The sequence below is a fragment of the Chitinimonas violaceus genome (genome assembly GCF_052601015.1).
In genome coordinates this window covers 62,222-81,119 of sequence record NZ_JBQXDJ010000004.1, presented here as the reverse complement: position 1 = coordinate 81,119, position 18,898 = coordinate 62,222, and the positions used below count along the sequence as shown (strand labels likewise).

16 protein-coding genes are annotated in these 18,898 nt (G+C 53.2%); 13 read left to right on the top strand and 3 right to left on the bottom strand.

Annotated features, from left to right (window positions below):
* Positions 1 to 97 precede the first annotated feature (97 nt).
* Entirely contained in the window at positions 98 to 1,030 is a 933-nt protein-coding gene (locus ACUHMQ_RS02550; protein ID WP_445293923.1) for a TerC family protein, read from the top strand.
* Between the two features lie 72 nt (positions 1,031 to 1,102).
* Here the strand turns inward: ACUHMQ_RS02550 and ACUHMQ_RS02545 are convergent, their stop codons facing one another.
* Complete coding sequence (locus ACUHMQ_RS02545) at positions 1,103 to 1,870, bottom strand: PEP-CTERM/exosortase system-associated acyltransferase (RefSeq protein ID WP_445293876.1); 768 nt, start codon at positions 1,868 to 1,870, stop codon at positions 1,103 to 1,105.
* An 87-nt stretch (positions 1,871 to 1,957) separates the two neighbouring features.
* Here ACUHMQ_RS02545 and ACUHMQ_RS02540 point away from each other — a divergent pair, with 87 nt between their 5' ends.
* A complete protein-coding gene (locus ACUHMQ_RS02540) occupies positions 1,958 to 2,842 on the top strand; it encodes a ThiF family adenylyltransferase (protein ID WP_445293875.1) in 885 nt (294 codons plus the stop codon).
* 330 nt (positions 2,843 to 3,172) lie between these two features.
* Positions 3,173 to 4,039, top strand: coding sequence for a PEP-CTERM sorting domain-containing protein (locus ACUHMQ_RS02535; RefSeq protein WP_445293874.1), 867 nt, complete (start codon positions 3,173 to 3,175; stop codon positions 4,037 to 4,039).
* A gap of 230 nt (positions 4,040 to 4,269) precedes the next feature.
* On the opposite strand, the gene ACUHMQ_RS02530 is transcribed toward ACUHMQ_RS02535, so the two are convergent.
* Both ACUHMQ_RS02530 and ACUHMQ_RS02525 read right to left on the bottom strand, forming a co-directional pair.
* Positions 4,270 to 5,538, bottom strand: a complete 1,269-nt coding sequence (locus tag ACUHMQ_RS02530) for a hypothetical protein (protein ID WP_445293873.1) — start codon at positions 5,536 to 5,538, stop codon at positions 4,270 to 4,272.
* 135 nt (positions 5,539 to 5,673) lie between these two features.
* Positions 5,674 to 6,507 (bottom strand): N-acyl amino acid synthase FeeM domain-containing protein, encoded by an 834-nt coding sequence (locus ACUHMQ_RS02525; RefSeq protein WP_445293872.1) that lies wholly within the window; start codon positions 6,505 to 6,507, stop codon positions 5,674 to 5,676.
* Between the two features lie 447 nt (positions 6,508 to 6,954).
* Between ACUHMQ_RS02525 and ACUHMQ_RS02520 the strand changes: the two genes are divergently transcribed.
* From ACUHMQ_RS02520 to ACUHMQ_RS02475, 10 genes are all read left to right on the top strand, one after another.
* Positions 6,955 to 7,587 carry an XrtA/PEP-CTERM system exopolysaccharide export protein gene (locus tag ACUHMQ_RS02520; protein WP_445293871.1) on the top strand — a complete coding sequence of 211 codons (633 nt, stop codon included), beginning with the start codon at positions 6,955 to 6,957 and terminating at the stop codon, positions 7,585 to 7,587.
* A 64-nt stretch (positions 7,588 to 7,651) separates the two neighbouring features.
* Positions 7,652 to 9,211 (top strand): XrtA system polysaccharide chain length determinant, encoded by a 1,560-nt coding sequence (locus ACUHMQ_RS02515; RefSeq protein ID WP_445293870.1) that lies wholly within the window; start codon positions 7,652 to 7,654, stop codon positions 9,209 to 9,211.
* Between the two features lie 9 nt (positions 9,212 to 9,220).
* Positions 9,221 to 10,204, top strand: a complete 984-nt coding sequence (locus tag ACUHMQ_RS02510; RefSeq protein ID WP_445293869.1) for an XrtA-associated tyrosine autokinase — start codon at positions 9,221 to 9,223, stop codon at positions 10,202 to 10,204.
* Positions 10,176 to 11,750, top strand: coding sequence for a TIGR03016 family PEP-CTERM system-associated outer membrane protein (locus ACUHMQ_RS02505; RefSeq protein WP_445293868.1), 1,575 nt, complete (start codon positions 10,176 to 10,178; stop codon positions 11,748 to 11,750). The genes ACUHMQ_RS02510 and ACUHMQ_RS02505 overlap by 29 nt, the downstream gene beginning before the upstream one ends.
* A gap of 9 nt (positions 11,751 to 11,759) precedes the next feature.
* Positions 11,760 to 12,899, top strand: coding sequence for an XrtA/PEP-CTERM system-associated ATPase (locus tag ACUHMQ_RS02500; RefSeq protein WP_445293867.1), 1,140 nt, complete (start codon positions 11,760 to 11,762; stop codon positions 12,897 to 12,899).
* A complete protein-coding gene (gene wecB, locus ACUHMQ_RS02495) occupies positions 12,896 to 14,056 on the top strand; it encodes a non-hydrolyzing UDP-N-acetylglucosamine 2-epimerase (RefSeq protein ID WP_445293866.1) in 1,161 nt (386 codons plus the stop codon). Before ACUHMQ_RS02500 ends, wecB begins: the two co-directional genes overlap by 4 nt.
* A 19-nt stretch (positions 14,057 to 14,075) precedes the next feature.
* Positions 14,076 to 14,966 (top strand): XrtA system polysaccharide deacetylase, encoded by an 891-nt coding sequence (locus ACUHMQ_RS02490; protein WP_445293865.1) that lies wholly within the window; start codon positions 14,076 to 14,078, stop codon positions 14,964 to 14,966.
* On the top strand, positions 14,959 to 16,071 hold the full coding sequence (locus tag ACUHMQ_RS02485) for a FemAB family XrtA/PEP-CTERM system-associated protein (protein ID WP_445293864.1): 1,113 nt from the start codon (positions 14,959 to 14,961) through the stop codon (positions 16,069 to 16,071). The genes ACUHMQ_RS02490 and ACUHMQ_RS02485 overlap by 8 nt, the downstream gene beginning before the upstream one ends.
* A gap of 12 nt (positions 16,072 to 16,083) precedes the next feature.
* The gene (gene xrtA, locus ACUHMQ_RS02480) at positions 16,084 to 17,682 is read left to right on the top strand and encodes an exosortase A (RefSeq protein ID WP_445293863.1); all 1,599 of its coding nucleotides are present in this window, start codon (positions 16,084 to 16,086) and stop codon (positions 17,680 to 17,682) included.
* Positions 17,679 to 18,887, top strand: a complete 1,209-nt coding sequence (locus tag ACUHMQ_RS02475) for a TIGR03088 family PEP-CTERM/XrtA system glycosyltransferase (protein ID WP_445293862.1) — start codon at positions 17,679 to 17,681, stop codon at positions 18,885 to 18,887. Before xrtA ends, ACUHMQ_RS02475 begins: the two co-directional genes overlap by 4 nt.
* The last annotated feature ends 11 nt before the right edge of the window (positions 18,888 to 18,898 follow it).

Here is an 18,898-nt window from a genome sequence, read left to right as displayed (position 1 = left end):
GGGTGATCTGCGTCTCTCCCAATATTAATTAAGCAAACCGGTCTGGTCTGTTTGAAGTCGGATTGGATGGAGAAAAACTGTGGATTATCCACTTTGGATGTGGGGCACATTCGCGGTCGTTGTCGTGGTCCTGTTGGTGCTGGACCTGGGCGTCCTGAATAAGAAGGATCATGAGATCAGCGTAAAGGAAAGCCTGAAACTATCTGCTTTTTATATCAGTGCAGGGCTGCTCTTTGGCGGTTGGGTTTGGTATACGTTGGGCGACAAAGCCGGTATGGATTATTTCACTGGATTCCTGGTGGAAAAAAGCCTGTCGATGGACAACGTCTTCGTCATCAGTCTGATTTTCACTTATTTCGCTGTCCCTCGGGTCTACCAGCACCGCGTGCTGTTCTGGGGGATTTTGGGTGCGATTGTCATGCGAGGTGTGATGATTGGCCTGGGTGCTGCATTGATTCATCAATTCAGCTGGATCATGTACCTTTTCGGCATATTCCTGGTAGTTACGGGCGTCAAGATGCTGTTTATGAAAGACGACGAAACCGATGTGGCAAGCAACCCGTTGCTGAAATGGTTGAAGGGGCACTTTCGTTTCACCGAGACATTGGACGGTAACCGGTTCTTTGTAAAAGCGCCCGATAAGAAGGACCCGAGCAAGATGGTGTTATGGGCCACGCCGCTTTTCCTGACACTGATTATGGTGGAGCTCACCGACCTAGTGTTTGCGGTGGATAGTGTGCCGGCGATATTTGCGATTACGACAGACACATTTATCGTATTCACTTCCAATATCTTCGCTATCTTGGGTTTGCGTGCGCTGTACTTTGCCTTGGCTGCCATGGTGCACCGCTTCCATTATCTGAAGTATGCATTGGCGGTTGTGCTTGTTTTCATTGGCGTGAAGATATTTCTGGTTAATTTCGCCATCAAGATTCCGTCTCCGGTTTCCCTGGGCGTTACCTTTGGGTTGTTGGCGGCAGGCGTGGCTTATTCGCTTTGGAAAACCCGCAACGAACCTATCCCGGAGTGAAGTGGTTGCCTCCGGTTGACGCAAATAAAAAGCCCGGCTTGCCGGGCTTTTTTGCTGAAACACAGCAGGCTCTTAACGTTTATTCAGCGCGGCAGCCTCAAAGCCATGGTCAATCGCTGTTTTGACCACTTCATAAAGCGGGCGAAGCATAGGCTTCAGGTTTTGCTCGATCACTGCTGGGCTCAGATGCGATGGCACCCGCAAACCCCGGTGTTCTATTGCATCGCCAATCTGACGTATGTCAAAACCGATCTTGGAAAAGTGCTTAGCCAGCCTGGGCTCAGTGAGAACGAATAAATGATCTATGCCAACCCGTAATGAGATGACCACGCAGGCAAGGTAAAGGCTGACCGGTATAAATGGAAAGCGTGATGCACCACCGACCTGGTCGAAATCCTGCTCGCTTATGGAAATAGGCCGCTCCTGTTCTTCCTTACGGCGGCGGAAGTCGGAGACGACAGCAAGTCTTGAAACTTCGGCTATCCGACGCCTATCCAGACTGGCAGGGTCTATCAGGCTGCGGTCCAGCGTAGTTGTGCAGTGATGCTCGAATGGCAATTCCTCAGCAGGATGTGCCGGATTAGTGAGAATCATCCGACAACAACCTACCGGTTTGGCGTTGCTGCCTCGCGTACGAAGCAGGCACAGGATAGAGTGTGCATCGTAATCATCGCTTTCCTCGCCATCTTCCCGTTCGCTTTCAAAATGAAGATCGCTGCAGTACACCGAATGGCGTACACGGAATACTTCTTTCCGCGATGCTTCGTTCAACGCGGGTACGATTTCAAAGTAGCTATTGAAGCTAGCGCCAAGATTGTCTACAGAAGGAGAGTTGCTCATAGAGAACCACCGCATCAGTTAACAACAAGTTAGTCGAGCTAGACGGGGCAACCGCCCTTGCCGGATGGATAACCAGGAGAAAATGGCATGAGTACAATAACCGAGGGCGCATTCCCCTACGACAACGCATTCTCCCGCAACTTGGGTTGGGTAACCGAAGCGGAACAACAGAAGCTGCGTAAGGCCAGAATAGCGGTTGCAGGCCTGGGTGGCGTTGGTGGTTTTCACGTTACGACACTGGCTCGCTTTGGTATCGGCGCTTTCTCTATAGCCGACTTTGATAACTTCGATTTCCCCAATTTCAACCGTCAGGCTGGCGCGATGGTTAGTTCGGTTGGGCGACCGAAGTCTGAAGTCATCGGTGCGATGGTCAAGGACATCAACCCCGATATCGATCTTCAAATTTTCCCTAAAGGAGTGGATGAGTCGAATATCGATGAGTTCCTCAAAGGGGCGACTGTTTATGTGGATGGGCTGGACTTCTTCGCATTCAAAGCCCGCCAGCTGGCTTTTGCTGCATGCCACCGCTTGGGAATTCCTGCTGTTACGGCCGCCCCACTTGGCATGGGGACCTCAGTGTTGGTTTTTTTGCCAGGCCAGATGAGCTTTGAAGAGTATTTTGGTTTCGAGGGGTGCAACGACACCGAGAAAGCACTTCGTTTCTTATTGGGCTTGACCCCAAAACGTTTACATAACAGTTATCTGGTTGAGCCGGACCGCATCAATCTGCAGGAAAAGCGAGGCCCTTCTACAGTAGCTGGCTGCATGCTGTGCGCCGGTGTGGCTGCGACCGAGACGGTAAAGCTGATCATCGGCCGGGGTGAAATCAGAGCCGCGCCCTGGAGTTACCAAGTGGATGCATTTCGCCATCAGGCTGCGTGGAGCTGGCGTCCCATGGGCTATCGGAATCCTTTACAGCGGTTGGGCTTCAAGCTGGGCATGGCCATGTTGTCGCAGGGGACATCGAAGTAATAAGCGCCTGTTCAGATCTTACTGCGTAGCTGTGATCAGAGCTTACGTGCTGCTCGAATCCATTTGTGCCCAAGTACATACCGGTTTCTGCGCTGCACTTTGCTGACAGCTGCTCGGTACAGCTCGTAAACAGGCTCTAAGGCATGTCGGAATAATTTACGGAGGTACGGGTTGTAAGCGTCAAACTTGAATTAAATGTGTTTAAAAACAGTATGTTATTTGTTTGGCATGTGCGTTGCTTAATAAGCCCTGCAGCAGATTTGTAGGGCTCGGGGCAACGCCAAGTGCGGCATACCGATGGAACACATGCAAGTTCAAAGGAGATTAGCGATGCAATTCAAAAAGCTTATTACGGCGCTCGCTCTAGCTGGTGTAACTGCTATGGGGTCGGCCGCGCATGCCATGGTAGTTCAAGATGCCTGGACTATGGATGCTGGGGGTACAACCACCACTAATATTGGTCACTTAGGCCTAAATGGCGGTGATGCAACGGTATTACAGCAGCTAGGCATTGGCGGTACACCCTTCGTTGGCGCACAGTTTGTAGAGTTTGGTCAGATTTTTTCGCTTAACTATGTAACTGAGAACTCCCCCGGCTTTGGTGATTTTGGCTTCCCTATGAGCTTTGCCCAACCACTCGATGGCCTTCGCTTTGTGTTTAGTGGATTGTCCGGTGTGGTGACGGCGTACAACTCAATAACGGGCGCGATCAATTACAGTTTTACCCCTGGTGTTGGTACTATCAAACTGCAAGCTACCAGCGATAGTGCAGCAACATGGGTCGATATGGCGGACTTGTCCATGCGTGCGCCTTCCGGCGGTGACCTGGCCGACTTTAATGGGGCTAATCAAACGCTGGGTCAATCTACCCTCCTGGTACAGTTTGATACCTTCCTGAATGGATTCTCGCTTGACTTGGATGGCCCTGGGTTAGGCTATTCCTCGCCAACTGATCTCTTTATGCAGGTTCAGACGACCAACAAGATTTCCAACCCGTTCACATTTGCCGGTCCGTGTCCTTTCAATGAAGGTACTGCGTTCTGTGCCAGAGGCAGGGTAACCAGTGATGGCAGTGCTGACCTCTTGAGGGTGCCGGAACCAGGCTCAGTTGCTTTGATTGCACTTGGTTTGTTGGGTATCGGTGCCATTAGCCGTCGTCGCATCACTCAGACCTTGGTTCAGCAGCAACCGTGCTAGTAAAGTATGTATGCCTGGGTCTGGGCGTTTCACAAGACCAAATGAAAAGGAGGGGATGCATCCCCTCCTTTTCATTCATTTAATAAATACTAGATAGGTTCTTTGTATTGATCGTTGCTCAATATTAATCCGGCAATCAAACAGATCATAAACTTGCACCGGATAATATTTGCAAGCAACTGATTTTAAATGATATTTCAGGATGTTGTGCGCCCTGTTTAATTGCCACCTTAATAGCTACCAGGTGTATACATCAAGTCATTCAGATCACGGCGAATAGAACGTGAAGTTGGCGGTGCCGAGAATCCTACCCGGCAAAAGAAACTGAAAGGTTGACTCGCGTCGACCCCAGCCAATTTCTCAAAATCCGCTGTACCTTTGGCCGCTTCAGCATTCAATGTTGGTGGTTCCTGAACAATGGATTTACCTGCATTGGTATACCAGCGGAAAATGACGGGTATCATTTCCGGTTGAAGATACAGGCCTAATGAGCTGACTGTTAACCATAGTCTTTGCATTGCGATACCGGCTTCTACATAGTCCTGTAAATCAACCAACGGATTTTTGGGTTTAATTAAGATATGACTGGAACAGAATATGGCTGGCAGAAAATATAATTCCAGTTTTGGTACGAGCGTACCGAACATATACTTATTAAAGAAATTAACACGCTTCCAACTTTTCATTACCCACGTCATGAATACTGAAGTGAGTGGGTCTGTAGGTATAGCATTCTGTGGAATGCGAGTCTTACTGTATTGGGTGCCCCATTCGACGGCCGCGTAGTGGATTTTATAGGTCGCTTCACATGTCAAGATAGCTTCAGCATTGTCCCAAATCAGATTGGCGACATTTCTTCTATCCTGGCTGGACTCGAAAAATTGGAGAGTATATTGATCTCCCACCGATTCAATAAGGGATTTTTTCTGCTCTGCGCTTAAAGGCCTACGTGACATCAACTTACGTTGAACACAGCGTGCTTCAATAAAGTTGGCTAAGGGACTTGGGTCGACTTTGGCATCATCGAAGAACACATCATAAATAGGTGCATCTTCTTTGCAATTATCCCGAATCTGCCATGCCATTGCGACATTGAACCGGCTTGCTGCAATACGCATTGTTTCCAGTAAAGCACCATGTGCGATATGACTCGAATGACCATCGTAGTCATAAATGACAGGTACTGAATTCGTGGGTTCTTTACTACCGATATCTACATGCTTTCGGGTATCAAAACCATGAATTGCTACATGAACTGGAGAAACGATCTCAAATCGGTAGGGTTGATGATTATCCCCACTGGGTGCCCAGCGAGCGAGGTCCAGAATCTGCATTAGCGTTTCACGTTGCATTTCACCTACTCCAGGCTCGCCAAGTCGTGAGGGAGTATAGGCTTCCTTATTGGCTGATTCCAGCGTCGAGTAGTTCCGTGGGGATTCCGGTGAATCGTACTTCACCATTGAGGGGTTCTCTAATTCTTTTTCTGAGAACCTATTCATGGATAATCATCAGCAGGGTACAGCGCAGTGCAGAAATCGAAATGTACCTTTGTACATAAAGCTTTCGCTCTGTACTTGGTTCCCGACTACTGTTGTGCAGTGAAATATTGAATAGGGTTTAAATGAGAGAGATTGTTACAGCGAACCCAGCAAGGTTTGTTCAATTACTTTGCTTTCAGCCAATGAGAAACAATAAGGAAAGACGGAGATTCGGCCGCTACGGCGGCCGCCTTGTTCGCTTATCTGTTCCTGTACTTTTTTCAAATCCAGCTGCATGAGTACCGCAGGTGCATCAACGCGCAGGCAGTGGCGTTGTTCGCCAATCACAGTAAATCCAAAGGCGCGTCGGTAAAAAGCGACGTGTCGCGGATTAACCTCAATCAGGGCATGAGTGGCCGCATTTCTCTGATGAGTGAAAATGACGGTCAGATGTAGTAATGGCCCCATGATTTCCAGCGGCTTACTGCTGTTATTGATCGCCAGCTGGCCGAATTCAGCAAGGCGATGCCCTTGTGCACGTTTTGTATCGACGATATCTGGATATAGGGCTTCGCAATTCATCGGCGTATCGCCGTCCAACCGGCTTGTAACAGTACCGACAAGTTGCCCGCTTTGTGTCGCAATAAATGTCATTTGGGTTGCCTGGACAGGATTCAGCAGTGCTTTTCCACAGGCTTCGCCATAACCGCGCCATCGATAACGTTGTGAAACCAGCGTTGCGGCACAGGCTCTGCTGACGGTTTCCTTGGCGACTGCAAAGCGGTAGGGGCTGTCATCAAGGGCTACCTGCTGGCTGCCCAGGGCAATTTCATCAATGAATGTATTGCCAGACGAGGGGAATGACCATGGCAATTCATGGGTAGTCTTGGGAAGAGGGGTATCACGAACGGCACGACCGGAATGGTAACTAGCTGATTGATAGGTGGATGTGTCGTAAACCGTTGCGCCAAGATCGAAAATCGAGTCCAAGATGAGTGTCCCTGTAGCACTGCCTTGAATAGAAGTGGATTGCTGTGCTCGATGGCACATTTGCAGTGAATTTATGCAATCCGAACAAATGACTTTGCAGTCGGTTATTCGATAAGCATACGTTGTGCCACACAGAGAATTCTTTCATCACTGGCGGTATTGCTAATAATTAGACATAAATAATTTAATTAATTACAGCATTAAATTGTCGTAAATTGGCGACGGGAAAGAGAGGGAATTAGAGATGCTGTTGTAATTATTTACGTTAAGTATGTGATTTAAAATGCTTTGGCATAAGTAGGGCTAATTGTCGTGCCTTGGCGACGCGATGTTTGGATGGTAAGCAAATTTCCACGGGCGGCCATATGTCCTAGAATGTCACCCTGCGTTACGATGTTTGAATTACTCTTAATAAGAACGCAAATCTGAGTATATTGGAGGAAACTTATGAGTATCGACCAGTATCGATTCTTCGGCATTGGCATTCGTAGTGTTGTGACTAGTTTTCTCGCAGTGTTCCTCCTAGTGGGTTGTGCGTCGCATTATCCTCCTGCACCGGCAAAAGCCGCTTCATCTGAATATAATTATTTAATTGGTCCTGGCGATAATGTGAATATCGTTGTATGGCGAAATCCTGAATTATCAATGTCGGTTCCGGTCCGGCCTGATGGAAAAATTTCAGCACCGTTAGTCGAAGATTTACCAGCGTTGGGTAAAGACTCCTCGCAGCTTGCGCGCGACATTGAAAAGGCATTGGGTAAATTCATACGTGATCCAGTTGTAACGGTGGTGGTGACCAATTTCGTGGGCCCTTACAGTGAGCAGATCCGCGTTATTGGCGAAGCTGCCCGGCCACAAACTCTTCCATTCAAGCAAAAAATGACCCTGCTTGATGTGATGATTGCAGTAAATGGCATTACTGACTTTGCAGATGGCAATGGTGCGACTTTGATGCGCACGACCGAAGGCTCCAAGCAATACCGTGTCCGTTTGAAAGATTTGATGAAGCGCGGAGATGTTTCTGCCGATGTGGAAATGAAACCGGGTGATGTGTTGATTATTCCGCGTAGCTGGTTTTGAACGTCATTAATCTTTTATAAGGCGTCGGGATTTATTTCGGCGCCTGTAATGGAATACAAGGCTTATGGATGATTTGATTCGGCAGGTGATAAAAGTATTACGCGATATGTGGACGCGTCGCTGGCTCGGATTGGCCATTGCATGGATCGTCGGCATTATCAGCGTGGCGGTATTACTTAAAATGCCAGACAAATATGAGGCGAGCGCCCGGATATTTGTTGATACTCAATCCATTCTGAAACCACTTATGTCAGGACTGGCGGTTGAGCCTGATGTTGATCAACAGATTTCTATATTAAGCAGAACACTGATCAGCCGGCCGAATGTTGAGAAGCTGGTGCGCATGGCAGATTTGGATCTAAAGATAAAAACAAAAGATGCGCAGGAGGAATTGATTGATGACTTGATGAAGTCATTGGTTATAAAAAGTACCTCCCGCGATAATCTCTATACATTAAGTTACCGGGATACTAAGCCCGACCAAGCAAAGCGTGTGGTGCAATCGTTGGTTTCTATTTTTGTGGAATCCAGCCTAGGTGGTAAGCGAGAGGATTCGGATACAGCAAAGAAATTTATCGACGATCAGATCCGTGTATATGAAAAGAAGCTTGAAGACGCAGAAAACAGATTGAAGGAATTCAAGCTGCGCAATTTCGGTGTGCAGTCGTCCGACGGCAAGGACTATTTCGGGCGGGTCAGTGAAGTTGGCACGGCGTTGGAATTGGCCAAGTTGGAATTGCGTGCAGCCGAGAATTCGCGGGATGCGCTAAAGCGCCAAATCTCTGGGGAAGATGCGGTATTGCTGCCCGATGCACCGCAATCGACAGTCGGGATCTCCATTCCTGAAATCGACGGCCGTATCGAGGTCATGCAAAAGAACCTTGATGCGATGTTGCAGCGGTTTACCGATCAGCATCCCGATGTCGTTAGTACGCGTCGCTTATTAAAAGACCTGGAAGAGCAGAAAAAGCAGGAAATTGCCAACCGCCGTAAGGATGCGCAAAACAATCCTACCGTTTCGGTCAATGCAAACCCGGTCTACCAGCAGTTGAAGATATCCCTGGCGGAAAGTGAAGCCAATGTGGCGTCGTTGCGCGCCAAAGCATCGGAATATCAGTCGCGCTATAACAATCTGCAGGCCTCTGCTCGGTTGATCCCACAGGTCGAAGCCGAATTTACCCAATTGAACCGCGACTACGACATTAATAAGAAGAATTACGAAAGTCTGGTTGCACGGCGCGAGTCGGCCACGATTTCGGGTGAAATGGAAGCCAGTGCAAGCGGGTTGGACTTCCGACTGATTGACCCACCTCGTGTCTCGCCTCAGCCCGTTGCGCCCAACCGTCTGTTGTTACTTCCCCTTACCTTGTTGGCGGCACTGGCTGCGGGTGTATTGGCAAGCTTCCTTGCCAGCCAGATTCGCCCTGTCATTCTCGATTCGCGCACGCTGCGTGAACTGAGCGGGCTTCCTTTGCTGGGCACCATCACGCTGGTGGCCAGCGATGCGGCGAAGCGCCGGGAAAAAAGGAGCCTGTACCGGTTTGTGGCAGGGTTTATTTCGTTGGTCGGGGTGTATGGCGCGGGTATTGCGCTGTTGTTTGTTTTTTCCTCCCGAACGGTTTGAGGACTACTGATGAACCTCATTGAACAAGCAGCAAAACGCCTTGAAGAGTTGCGCTTGGCTGGCGTAGAGGTGCCGGAGTCTACGCATACCGCGCCTGCGCCAGTTGCGCGTCATGCCGACATCAAGCCGGTACCGAACCCGGTGCCCACATCGATGCCGGTACCTGTACCCGCACCTGTCGTGGAGAAAGTAGCTGCCCCAAGCCGTCCTGCACCTGCAGCAGCGCCGCCAGTGCTTACCGAACCGGTATCGATCAAGTCACGCCATATCAATCTTCAGATGGAGCAGCTTGCTGCCGCGGGCCTGATTTACCCGAATGCACCCCGTTCCCAGTTGGCAGATGAATTTCGCGTCATCAAACGCCCATTGATTGCCAATGCAATGGGCAAAGGTGCAGCGCCTGTGAAGAACGGCAATCTGATCATGGTGACCAGTGCGCTCCCGAATGAAGGAAAGAGCTTCACCGCGGCGAATCTGGCCATCAGCATTGCCATGGAGTTGGACAAGACGGTGATGCTGGTCGATGCCGACGTGGCACGGCCCTCGATATTGAAGATGTTGGGCTTACCGCCAGCACCGGGGCTGCTTGATGTGCTCGTCGCTGAATCGAACGATCTGTCCGGCGTGCTGCTGCGTACCAATATCGAAACCTTGACCATATTGCCTAGTGGTACTCCTCATGTACGGGCAACCGAGCTGTTGGCCAGCGATGCGATGAATGAACTGCTGGAGGAAATGGCCTCGCGTTACCCTGATCGGATCATCATCTTCGATTCGCCCCCTTTGCTGGTTACAACAGAAGCGCGCGTGTTGGCGGCGCATATGGGGCAGATCGTCATGGTGGTACGTGCCGAGGGAACGCTGCAGAGCGATGTGCGGCATGCACTGAGCGCTATCGAGGAGTGCCCGGTGAAGATGATGTTGTTGAACCAGGTCAAGTCCTCGAAGCATGGTGGATATGGTTATGGCTATGGTTACGGCTATGGCGCGTAGTCCTGCGCGTAGGCGTACTGTGGCCGAAGTATGTGGGGATCAGAAAGCGAATACGGCATGGGGAGTCACCCGGTCGTTGGCCGTGGCGATGGGGTTGGTATCGGTCCCATCCCTGGCAGGCAATTGGTCTCTGGAACCCAGTGTTTCCGTTACGGAAACCATCACGAACAATGCGGAGCTGAAACAGGGCAAGCAAAAGAGTGAGTCGATCACCGAATTGAGTCCGGGTATCCGGCTGAAGGGGGAGGGCGACAGAGTGAAGCTCAATTTTGACTACCGCCGGCAGAAATACCTGTATGCCGAGGACTCCTCGCGCAATAAGAACACCAACTCGCTGGGGACCAATGGTTGGGTTGAGTTGCTCAACGACTGGATGTTCCTGGATTTTGATGCGGTGATTGCACAGCAGGATATTTCGGCTTTTGGGGGCTCGCCGACGAGTAATGCAAACGTCAACAGCAACCGTACCGAAACGGCGAATTACCGGGTATCGCCCTACATGCGAGGCGTGTTTGGCGGGTTTGCCGCCTACCAGCTTCGGTATCGCGAGTCGTTGACCAGGGCCAAGTCAGCCCAGGTACCCGATGTGGATACCGGAGAGTGGTCTGCCGGGCTTAGCGGGTTGGGTGGTGGCAGCCTGACCTGGTCGCTCGACAGTGGTGGCCAGCAGATCAAGTATGAGAACGGCCGCAAGACCGACTCGGAATACGCCCGCTTAGTGCTGGGTTATCAGCCCATGACACAGTTGAAACTGTCGCTCTTCGGCGGGGTGGAGCGTAACGATTACGCCAGTGAGAAAAAGGAGAGCACCAGTACGCCCGGCGTGGGGGTCGAGTGGAACCCGACAGAGCGGACCCGGCTCGCATCAAGCTGGCAGAAACGGTTTTTTGGCGATAGCACCAGTGTAAGCCTCAGTCATCGGACACCATTGAGCACATGGCAGATCAGTAACAGTCGGGATATTTCAGTGGTGCCCAATCAGTTCACCACAGGCGATATTGGGACTTTCTACGATATGTACTTCAAGCTCTTCGCGACTATCGAGCCGGACCCGATCAAGCGTGAAACCTTGGTCAATAACTTTCTGGCCTTGAATGGCATCCCGCCCAAGGGTGTCATCAAAGGTGGATTTTTGACGTCACGTATCTCAGTGCAGCAGCGGCGTGAAGTTAGCGTTGCTTTGCTGGGCGCGAGCAATACTGTCACTTTCTCTGCGAGCCAGTCTGAATCGCGGGGCCTGCTGGCTGGGGCGAACCTACCTGACGACTTCTCCAACAATGAACGCATCAAACAGAAGAGCTATGCCATGCAGTGGGCGCATCAAATCTCGCCGCTTTCTTCACTGACTGCCATGTTGATGCATCAACAAAGCCAAGGTATAGGCGCCACCCCTTTGGAGACGACTACCGATGGGCTGAGTCTGCTGTTCACCACTCAGCTTTCCCCGTTGACGCGCGCCGTACTCAGCCTGCGCCGGACTCTGGTCGATGGCACCAGTAACTATGCCGAGAGTGCGCTTACCGGCACGCTGTCGCACCAATTCTAGCCAACTGCCATGTACGAATCCTTCTATGGCTTGTCCAGCAAGCCTTTCCAACTGAACCCGGATCCTTCCTTTTATTTTGGAAGCACCCAGCACAAGCGCGCTACGGCTTTCTTGGAATATGGTTTGCACCAGAATGAAGGGTTCATCGTTGTCACAGGGGAAGTGGGGGCTGGGAAGACGACCATCGTGCGAGGACTGCTGAACAAGCTGGACTCCAACAAGGTGGTGGCAGGCCAGCTGGTAAGCACGCAAATGGATGCCGAGGACACGCTCCGCATGGTGGCAGCAGCCTTTGGGGTGCATATCAAGAACAACAGCAAATCCGAAGTATTGCTGGCGTTGGAAGCGTTTCTGGTGGATATCGCGCGTCAGGGCAAACGATGCCTGCTGATTGTCGATGAGGCGCAGAACCTGACGCCACGGGCGGTGGAAGAGCTACGGATGCTGTCGAACTTCCAGTTCGAAACCCATGCTTTGCTGCAGAGTTTCCTGATAGGCCAGCCAGAGTTCCGCAGCATCATGCAAAGCCCGCAGATGCAGCAGCTGCGCCAGCGCGTGATTGCTGCCTGCCATATCGGCCCGATGGATCAGGAAGAGACGCAGGGCTATATCGAACATCGGCTTAAGTGCGCAGGCGCGCAGAACACAGCGTTGTTTGATACAAGCGCAGTAGAGGCGGTATTCGAAGCCAGCGGCGGTGTGCCCCGACGTATCAATACCGTGTGTGACCGCGTGCTCCTCTCGGGTTTTCTGATAGGCAAGTCACACTTCACCCGATCGGATGTTGAAGAGGTGGCGCTGGAAATCAACGAAGAGCTGCTTTCGCCCGCCGCTCGTCACAAGCGTGGAACATTGGGTGGGGAAGATTTGCACGGCTCGCTGATCGACAGCTATCTGCACGACCTCGATATTTCCCGTGGCGTACTCGATGGCACCTTGCCTGAAGAGGCAAACCGGATGATTGCTGAACTGCGTGGTGGGCAGGCTGAGCAGCGGATGATTCGGATGGAACGGTCCATGCTGCGGCTGGAGCGCCATACGGCGTCGCTTATGTCCATTATGCAGCAGCTGGTGAGCGTACTGCGCCCGGCGGCGTCTGAAAGTGCCGCGGAAAAAGAAAAGCATAACGACAAGGAGAAACAGACTTGATCCTCCAGCCTTGGCCGCGAGATCTAGGGCCCGTCATCTGCGTTGTCGGCGCACGTCCCAACTTTATGAAGATGGCGCCCATACTGCGTGCGTTTGCGGGCCATCTGCCGGCGATCCCGACAGTGCTGGTGCATACGGGTCAACACTACGACAAGGACATGAACGACAAGCTGTTCGATGACCTGAAGCTGCCCAAGCCCGATATCAATCTGGGTGTCGGTTCTGGATCGCATACGGTGCAGACCGCCGAGGTCATGCGGCATTTCGAACCGGTTGTGGACGAATACAAACCGTCCTGCGTACTCGTAGTGGGTGATGTGAATTCGACCTTGGCTTGCAGTCTTGTCGCGGCGAAGAAAGGCATCAAGGTCGTACATATCGAAGCAGGTTTGCGCAGCTATGACCGCGCTATGCCCGAGGAAATCAACCGGTTGCTGACCGACCAGCTGGCAGACCGGCTTTACACGACCGAGCTGGGTGCGCAAGACAACCTGGTACGCGAAGGGATTGCGGCTGAGCGGGTCTGCTTCGCCGGCAATGTGATGATCGACTCCTTGCTGCACAACCGTTCCCTGGCGCGGCCGGTAACCCAAACACTGGCTGATGCCGGTTTGCCGACTGACCTGTTGGACAACAAGGACGGCTATGCAGTGGTGACCTTGCATCGCCCATCGAATGTTGACCAGCTGGCAACCCTGCAGCCGTTGTTGAAGGTGTTGCGGGAGATATCGGAACGCCTGCCGATTGCCTTTGCCATCCACCCGCGTACCCGGGCCAATATCGAACGCTTCGGTCTGATGGAATTGATGCGCAGCCCGCGTATTGCTTTGTTGCCACCCCAAGGTTACCTGGAAATGCTGGGTCTGATGTCTGGCGCCAAGCTTGTGCTTACCGATTCGGGCGGGCTGCAGGAGGAAACCACCGCTTTGGGCATCCCTTGCCTGACACTGCGTGAAAATACCGAGCGCCCCATTACGATCGAGCAGGGAACGAACACCCTGGTCGGTATCGACCCGAAAGTGATATGGCAGTACGTGAATGAAGTGCTGGTGCAGGGAGGCAAGTCGGGCCGCGTGCCAGCACTATGGGATGGCAAAGCGGCAGAGCGTATCGCTGACGATCTGGCACGCTGGCTGATGGCCACCGTGTATCCCTAAGTACGGAGGGCCTTGCCCTATGCGTAGCAACGCCATTACCAATGCACTGACAATTGATGTCGAGGATTATTTCCAGGTCTCGGCGTTTGCCCCCTACATCCCGCGTGAAGAATGGGATGCACGCCCATGCCGGGTGGAACGCAATGTCGATCGTATTCTGCAGATGCTGGATGATCGTGGCGTCAAGGCCACGTTCTTCACGCTGGGTTGGATTGCGGAACGCTACCCGCAGGTGGTGAAGCAGATTGTCGCGGGCGGGCATGAATTGGCCAGCCATGGTTATGGCCATGAGCGCGCCAGTGATCTGAGTGAAGCAGCGTTCTACGCAGATATATCAAGCGCAAAGCAGATATTGGAATCTCTGTCTGGTCAGGAGGTAAAAGGTTACCGCGCCCCCAGTTTTTCAATCGGGAAGCGCAATTTGTGGGCGTTCGATTGCCTAAGTCGTGCAGGCTACCGCTACAGTTCGAGCATCTACCCGATTGAGCATGACCATTACGGCATGCCCGATGCGCCGCGCTTTGCGCATTCGGTACGCGATGGACTGCTGGAAATTCCAGTCAGCACCGTGCGCTGGCAAGGGCGTAACTGGCCTTCCAGTGGTGGTGGGTATTTCCGGTTGATGCCGTACCCCCTTTCCCGCTGGTTGTTGCAACGTATCAACCAGACTGACTGCCAGGCTGCGATTTTCTATTTCCATCCTTGGGAGATCGACCCGGATCAGCCACGTATCAAGGGCATCAACGCCAAAACGCGTTTCCGGCATTACCTGAACCTGAACTATATGGAGGCTCGTTTACGCCGCCTGCTCGGTGACTTCCGTTGGGGCCGGATGGACGAAGTGTTTCTGAATCAGAACCGGGCGCAGGCAGCATCGCCACTCAGCCAGGATATTGCCGCTCATGCATGAGTCGAGCTTGTTGATGAAGCAATCTGGGCAGGTGCCCGCTGGCGATGTTGCAGACAGCGATACCCACCCATTGCAGGTGAAATGGCTTCAACCTGAAGACACGGCACTGTGCGCCCGCTGGGACGAGTTCGTGTTGGCTTGCCCGCAGGCGACTTTCTTTCATCGCGCTGGCTGGCTGCAGATCTTCCGCGATGTATTCCGCCATACCACGCATTTCCTGTATGCCGAGCGTGCAGGGGCGATCGAGGCTGTGTTACCGCTGGCGCAGATCAAGAGCTGGCTGTTTGGCAATTCGCTTATCTCGTTGCCCTTTGCTGTATATGGCGGTGTGGCTGCAAACAACCCGGCTGCGGCGGAGCGCCTGGAAATTGAGGCGCAGGTCCTGGCCCGTCGTCTGGGGGTGGAGCACCTGGAGCTGCGCAATGTGAAGCAGCGCCATGCCGATTGGCCCATGCAGGATCTGTACGTGAGCTTTCGCAAGGAGATACTGCCTGAGGTGGAAGCCAATATGCTGGCCATTCCCCGCAAGCAGCGTGCGATGGTACGCAAAGGTATTAAGAATGGTTTGAGCAGCCATATCGACAGTACGGTGGACCGTTTCTTCGCCTTGTATGCCGACAATGTGCACCGCCATGGCACGCCGGCGTTGCCTAAACGTTACTTTGCCGAGTTGCAGAAGGTCTTTGGTGCAGATTGCGAAATCATGAGCGTGCAAGATGAATCAGGCCGCGTGCTCAGCAGTGTGCTCAGTTTCTATTTTCGAGATGAGGTGCTGCCGTATTACGCCGGCGACGATGTGCTGGCGCGCGATATGGCGGCCAATGACTTCAAATATTGGGAGTTGATGCGGCGTTCCTGTGAACGTGGCTTGCATGTCTTCGACTATGGCCGTAGCAAGCAGGGTACGGGTTCGTATTCATTCAAGAAGAACTGGGGGTTCGAACCACAACCCTTGTTCTATGAGTACTGCCTGTATAAACGCGATGCGATTCCCCAGAACAACCCTTCCAACGCCAAATACCGTTACTTCATTGAAGCATGGCGGCGTATGCCGATCGGCCTTGCCAATCGCATCGGCCCTTTGCTCGTGCGGAACCTGGGATGAGTGTGGCGTTGAATGGATGTGGGCCGTGGGATGTGGGGTGCTGCGATGAATGATGTGAACCATCAGGCGGCATTATCGGTACAGGCGGATGACGACACGAAGGCAGCGTCGGCTTGGCAGAAGGCGTTGCCCGCGTTGCTGCTTGTACAGGCATGGCTATTGTTCTGCTACCACGAGACGGTCCGGGACATGGTGGGTGTTTGGTCCCGTTCAGAGACCTTTGCCCATGGTTTTCTTGTGTTGCCCATCAGCCTCTGGTTGGTTTGGCGCAGCCGTGATGCTTTGCGCAGGTTTACCCCGAGCCCCGGTTGGCTGGCTTTCCCGTTGCTTGCGTTGACGGGATTTGCCTGGCTGCTCGGTGCGTTGGCGACGACCAATGTATTGGCGCAGTTTGGCCTGGTATTCAGCTTGATTCTGACGGTGCCGGCAGTGCTTGGGTGGCAGGTTGCCAGGCAGATAGCCTTTCCCCTGCTGTTCCTTTTGTTTGCCGTACCGTTTGGCGAGTTTGTGATTCCCACTTTGATGACCTGGACGGCTGATGTCGTCGTGCTGGGTGTTCGTTTCAGCGGCGTACCGGTTTATCGCGAGGGCCTGGAGTTTGTCATCCCCTCTGGCAACTGGTCGGTGGTGGAGGCCTGCAGCGGTGTGCGTTATCTGATTGCATCGCTGATGGTAGGCACCTTGTTCGCTTATATGAATTACTACTCGCTCAAGCGCCGAGTGATTTTTGTCGTGGTGGCGAGCCTTGTGCCGATAGTGGCCAACTGGGCCCGTGCTTATTCGATTGTGATGATCGGGCATTGGTCGGGCAATAAGTTGGCTGTGGGGGTGGACCACCTGATCTACGGCTGGGTTTTCTTCGGTGTTGTGATTCTGGCGATGTTCTCAATTGGCGCGCGCTGGCAGGAAAATGCACTGCCGGTTGTGGCCTCACCGGTCGATCTGATGGGCGTGAGCCGTGCCGGGCGTGGTCCGGTCTGGCCCGCTGCCATCCTGCTGCTGGGTTTGATCAGTCTTTGGCCTGGCTGGTTTTGGTTCACTGGCAATAAACAGCTGCCGCCCTTGGCTGATCTGTCGGCCCTGACGGGGGGGTGGCAGGTGTCGAATTACCCTATCACCGATTGGCAGCCGGTCATGGAAGCGCCATCGACACAGCACAACGCGGCTTATCAGCAGGGTAAACAGCGCGTGGGCCTATATATGGCCTACTACCGCCAGCAGGACGACAACCACAAGGCGATCAGTTCGCGCAATGTATTGGTCAGACTGGACGACCCGCATTGGAAGCAACTGAGCCACGGCGGGTATCGTGTTGATCTGCCGGACCAGTCTTTGCCGGTACATCAGGCCGAACTGGTCAACCGGCAGGGCGGTAAGTTGCTGATATGGCGTTGGTACTGGGTGGATGGTCGTTGGACTGACAGCCCACGTTGGGCACGTGCTTACACAGCGCTGTCGCAACTGAGCGGGCAAGGCGACGATACCGCGGTGCTGATGCTCTATGCCTTGCAGGACAAGGATAATCCGGCCGAGCCAGCCATGCAGGCATTCCTCACCGCATCGATGTCGGCATTGGTGTCCCGCTTGCAGCAGGTACGGGGGACGCCATGACTTCGCCAGCCGATATCCGCCCACTGGTCGCCCATGTGGTCTACCGCTTTGATGTGGGTGGACTGGAAAATGGGGTGGTGAATCTGATCAACCGTATGCCGTTGGACAGCTACCGCCATGTGGTGATTGCGCTGACGGAGGTGACGGACTTCCGCTACCGCATCTGCCGCGACGATGTCGAATGTATTGCCCTGGCCAAGCCGCCGGGTCACGCCTTGCGTATCTATCCGCAGCTGTACCGTCTGTTCCGCCAGCTGCAGCCTACCATTGTTCATAGCCGTAACCTCGCCGCGCTGGAAGCACAGGTGCCGGCCTGGTTCGCCGGAGTGAAGGTAAGAGTCCACGGCGAGCATGGGCGCGATGTGGATGACCTGGATGGCAGTAGCCGTAAATACCAGTGGTTGCGCCGTTGTTACCGTCCATTTGTCACTCATTACATCGCGTTGTCGCGTGATTTGGCAGACTACCTCACTCAACGTGTCGGGGTGCCGACAGCCAAGGTGACACAAATCTATAACGGCGTGGATGCCGGCAAATTCCTGCCTGCAACCCACCGTAAAGCGATTGAGGGATGCCCGTTCACCGACCCGGCGCATTATCTGGTTGGTACGGTTGGCCGTATGCAGACCGTGAAGGACCAGACCAATCTAGCCAAGGCCTTTATCCGTGTTCTGCAAAAAGTGCCGGCGTTGAAGGCCAGATTGCGATTGGTATTGGTGGGGGATGGTCCCTTGCGCGAACAGGTCATCGCCATGCTGACGAAAGCAGGCGTAGCCGACCTGGCGTGGTTGCCTGGGGGGCGCAGCGATGTCGCCGACATTCTGCAAGGCCTGGACTGCTTCGTGCTGCCTTCGTTGGCTGAGGGAGTATCCAACACGATATTGGAAGCCATGGCCAGCGGCCTGCCGGTGATCGCTACTGAAGTGGGCGGCAACGCCGAGCTGCTTGAACCGGGCGAAAGCGGGTTTCTGGTGCCCGCGGCCGATCCTGAATCACTCGCAAACGCAATATTGCATTACGCCCGGTCGCCCGACGAGGGACATGCAGCAGGCCGGCATGGTCGACAACTGATAGAACGGCGATTCAGCCTCGAAGCCATGGTGGGGCGCTATCAGCAACTCTATGACCAACTCAGACAGGCGCTCAATGGCGCGGCCGGCGCTTTGCCGGTGCAGCATAGCCCGCAACCCCCGATCAACGACTAGAAGCGGACAAG

Coding starts and splice junctions, on each gene's coding strand:
- ACUHMQ_RS02540 (WP_445293875.1), top strand. CDS start 1,958: ATGAGTACAATAACCGAGGGCGCATTCCCCTACGACAACGCATTCTCC.
- ACUHMQ_RS02490 (WP_445293865.1), top strand. CDS start 14,076: ATGCGTAGCAACGCCATTACCAATGCACTGACAATTGATGTCGAGGAT.
- ACUHMQ_RS02500 (WP_445293867.1), top strand. CDS start 11,760: ATGTACGAATCCTTCTATGGCTTGTCCAGCAAGCCTTTCCAACTGAAC.
- ACUHMQ_RS02505 (WP_445293868.1), top strand. CDS start 10,176: ATGGCTATGGTTACGGCTATGGCGCGTAGTCCTGCGCGTAGGCGTACT.
- xrtA (WP_445293863.1), top strand. CDS start 16,084: ATGGATGTGGGCCGTGGGATGTGGGGTGCTGCGATGAATGATGTGAAC.
- ACUHMQ_RS02545 (WP_445293876.1), bottom strand. CDS start 1,870: ATGAGCAACTCTCCTTCTGTAGACAATCTTGGCGCTAGCTTCAATAGC.
- ACUHMQ_RS02475 (WP_445293862.1), top strand. CDS start 17,679: ATGACTTCGCCAGCCGATATCCGCCCACTGGTCGCCCATGTGGTCTAC.
- ACUHMQ_RS02510 (WP_445293869.1), top strand. CDS start 9,221: ATGAACCTCATTGAACAAGCAGCAAAACGCCTTGAAGAGTTGCGCTTG.
- ACUHMQ_RS02515 (WP_445293870.1), top strand. CDS start 7,652: ATGGATGATTTGATTCGGCAGGTGATAAAAGTATTACGCGATATGTGG.
- ACUHMQ_RS02530 (WP_445293873.1), bottom strand. CDS start 5,538: ATGAATAGGTTCTCAGAAAAAGAATTAGAGAACCCCTCAATGGTGAAG.
- ACUHMQ_RS02535 (WP_445293874.1), top strand. CDS start 3,173: ATGCAATTCAAAAAGCTTATTACGGCGCTCGCTCTAGCTGGTGTAACT.
- ACUHMQ_RS02520 (WP_445293871.1), top strand. CDS start 6,955: ATGAGTATCGACCAGTATCGATTCTTCGGCATTGGCATTCGTAGTGTT.
- ACUHMQ_RS02485 (WP_445293864.1), top strand. CDS start 14,959: ATGCATGAGTCGAGCTTGTTGATGAAGCAATCTGGGCAGGTGCCCGCT.
- ACUHMQ_RS02550 (WP_445293923.1), top strand. CDS start 98: ATGTGGGGCACATTCGCGGTCGTTGTCGTGGTCCTGTTGGTGCTGGAC.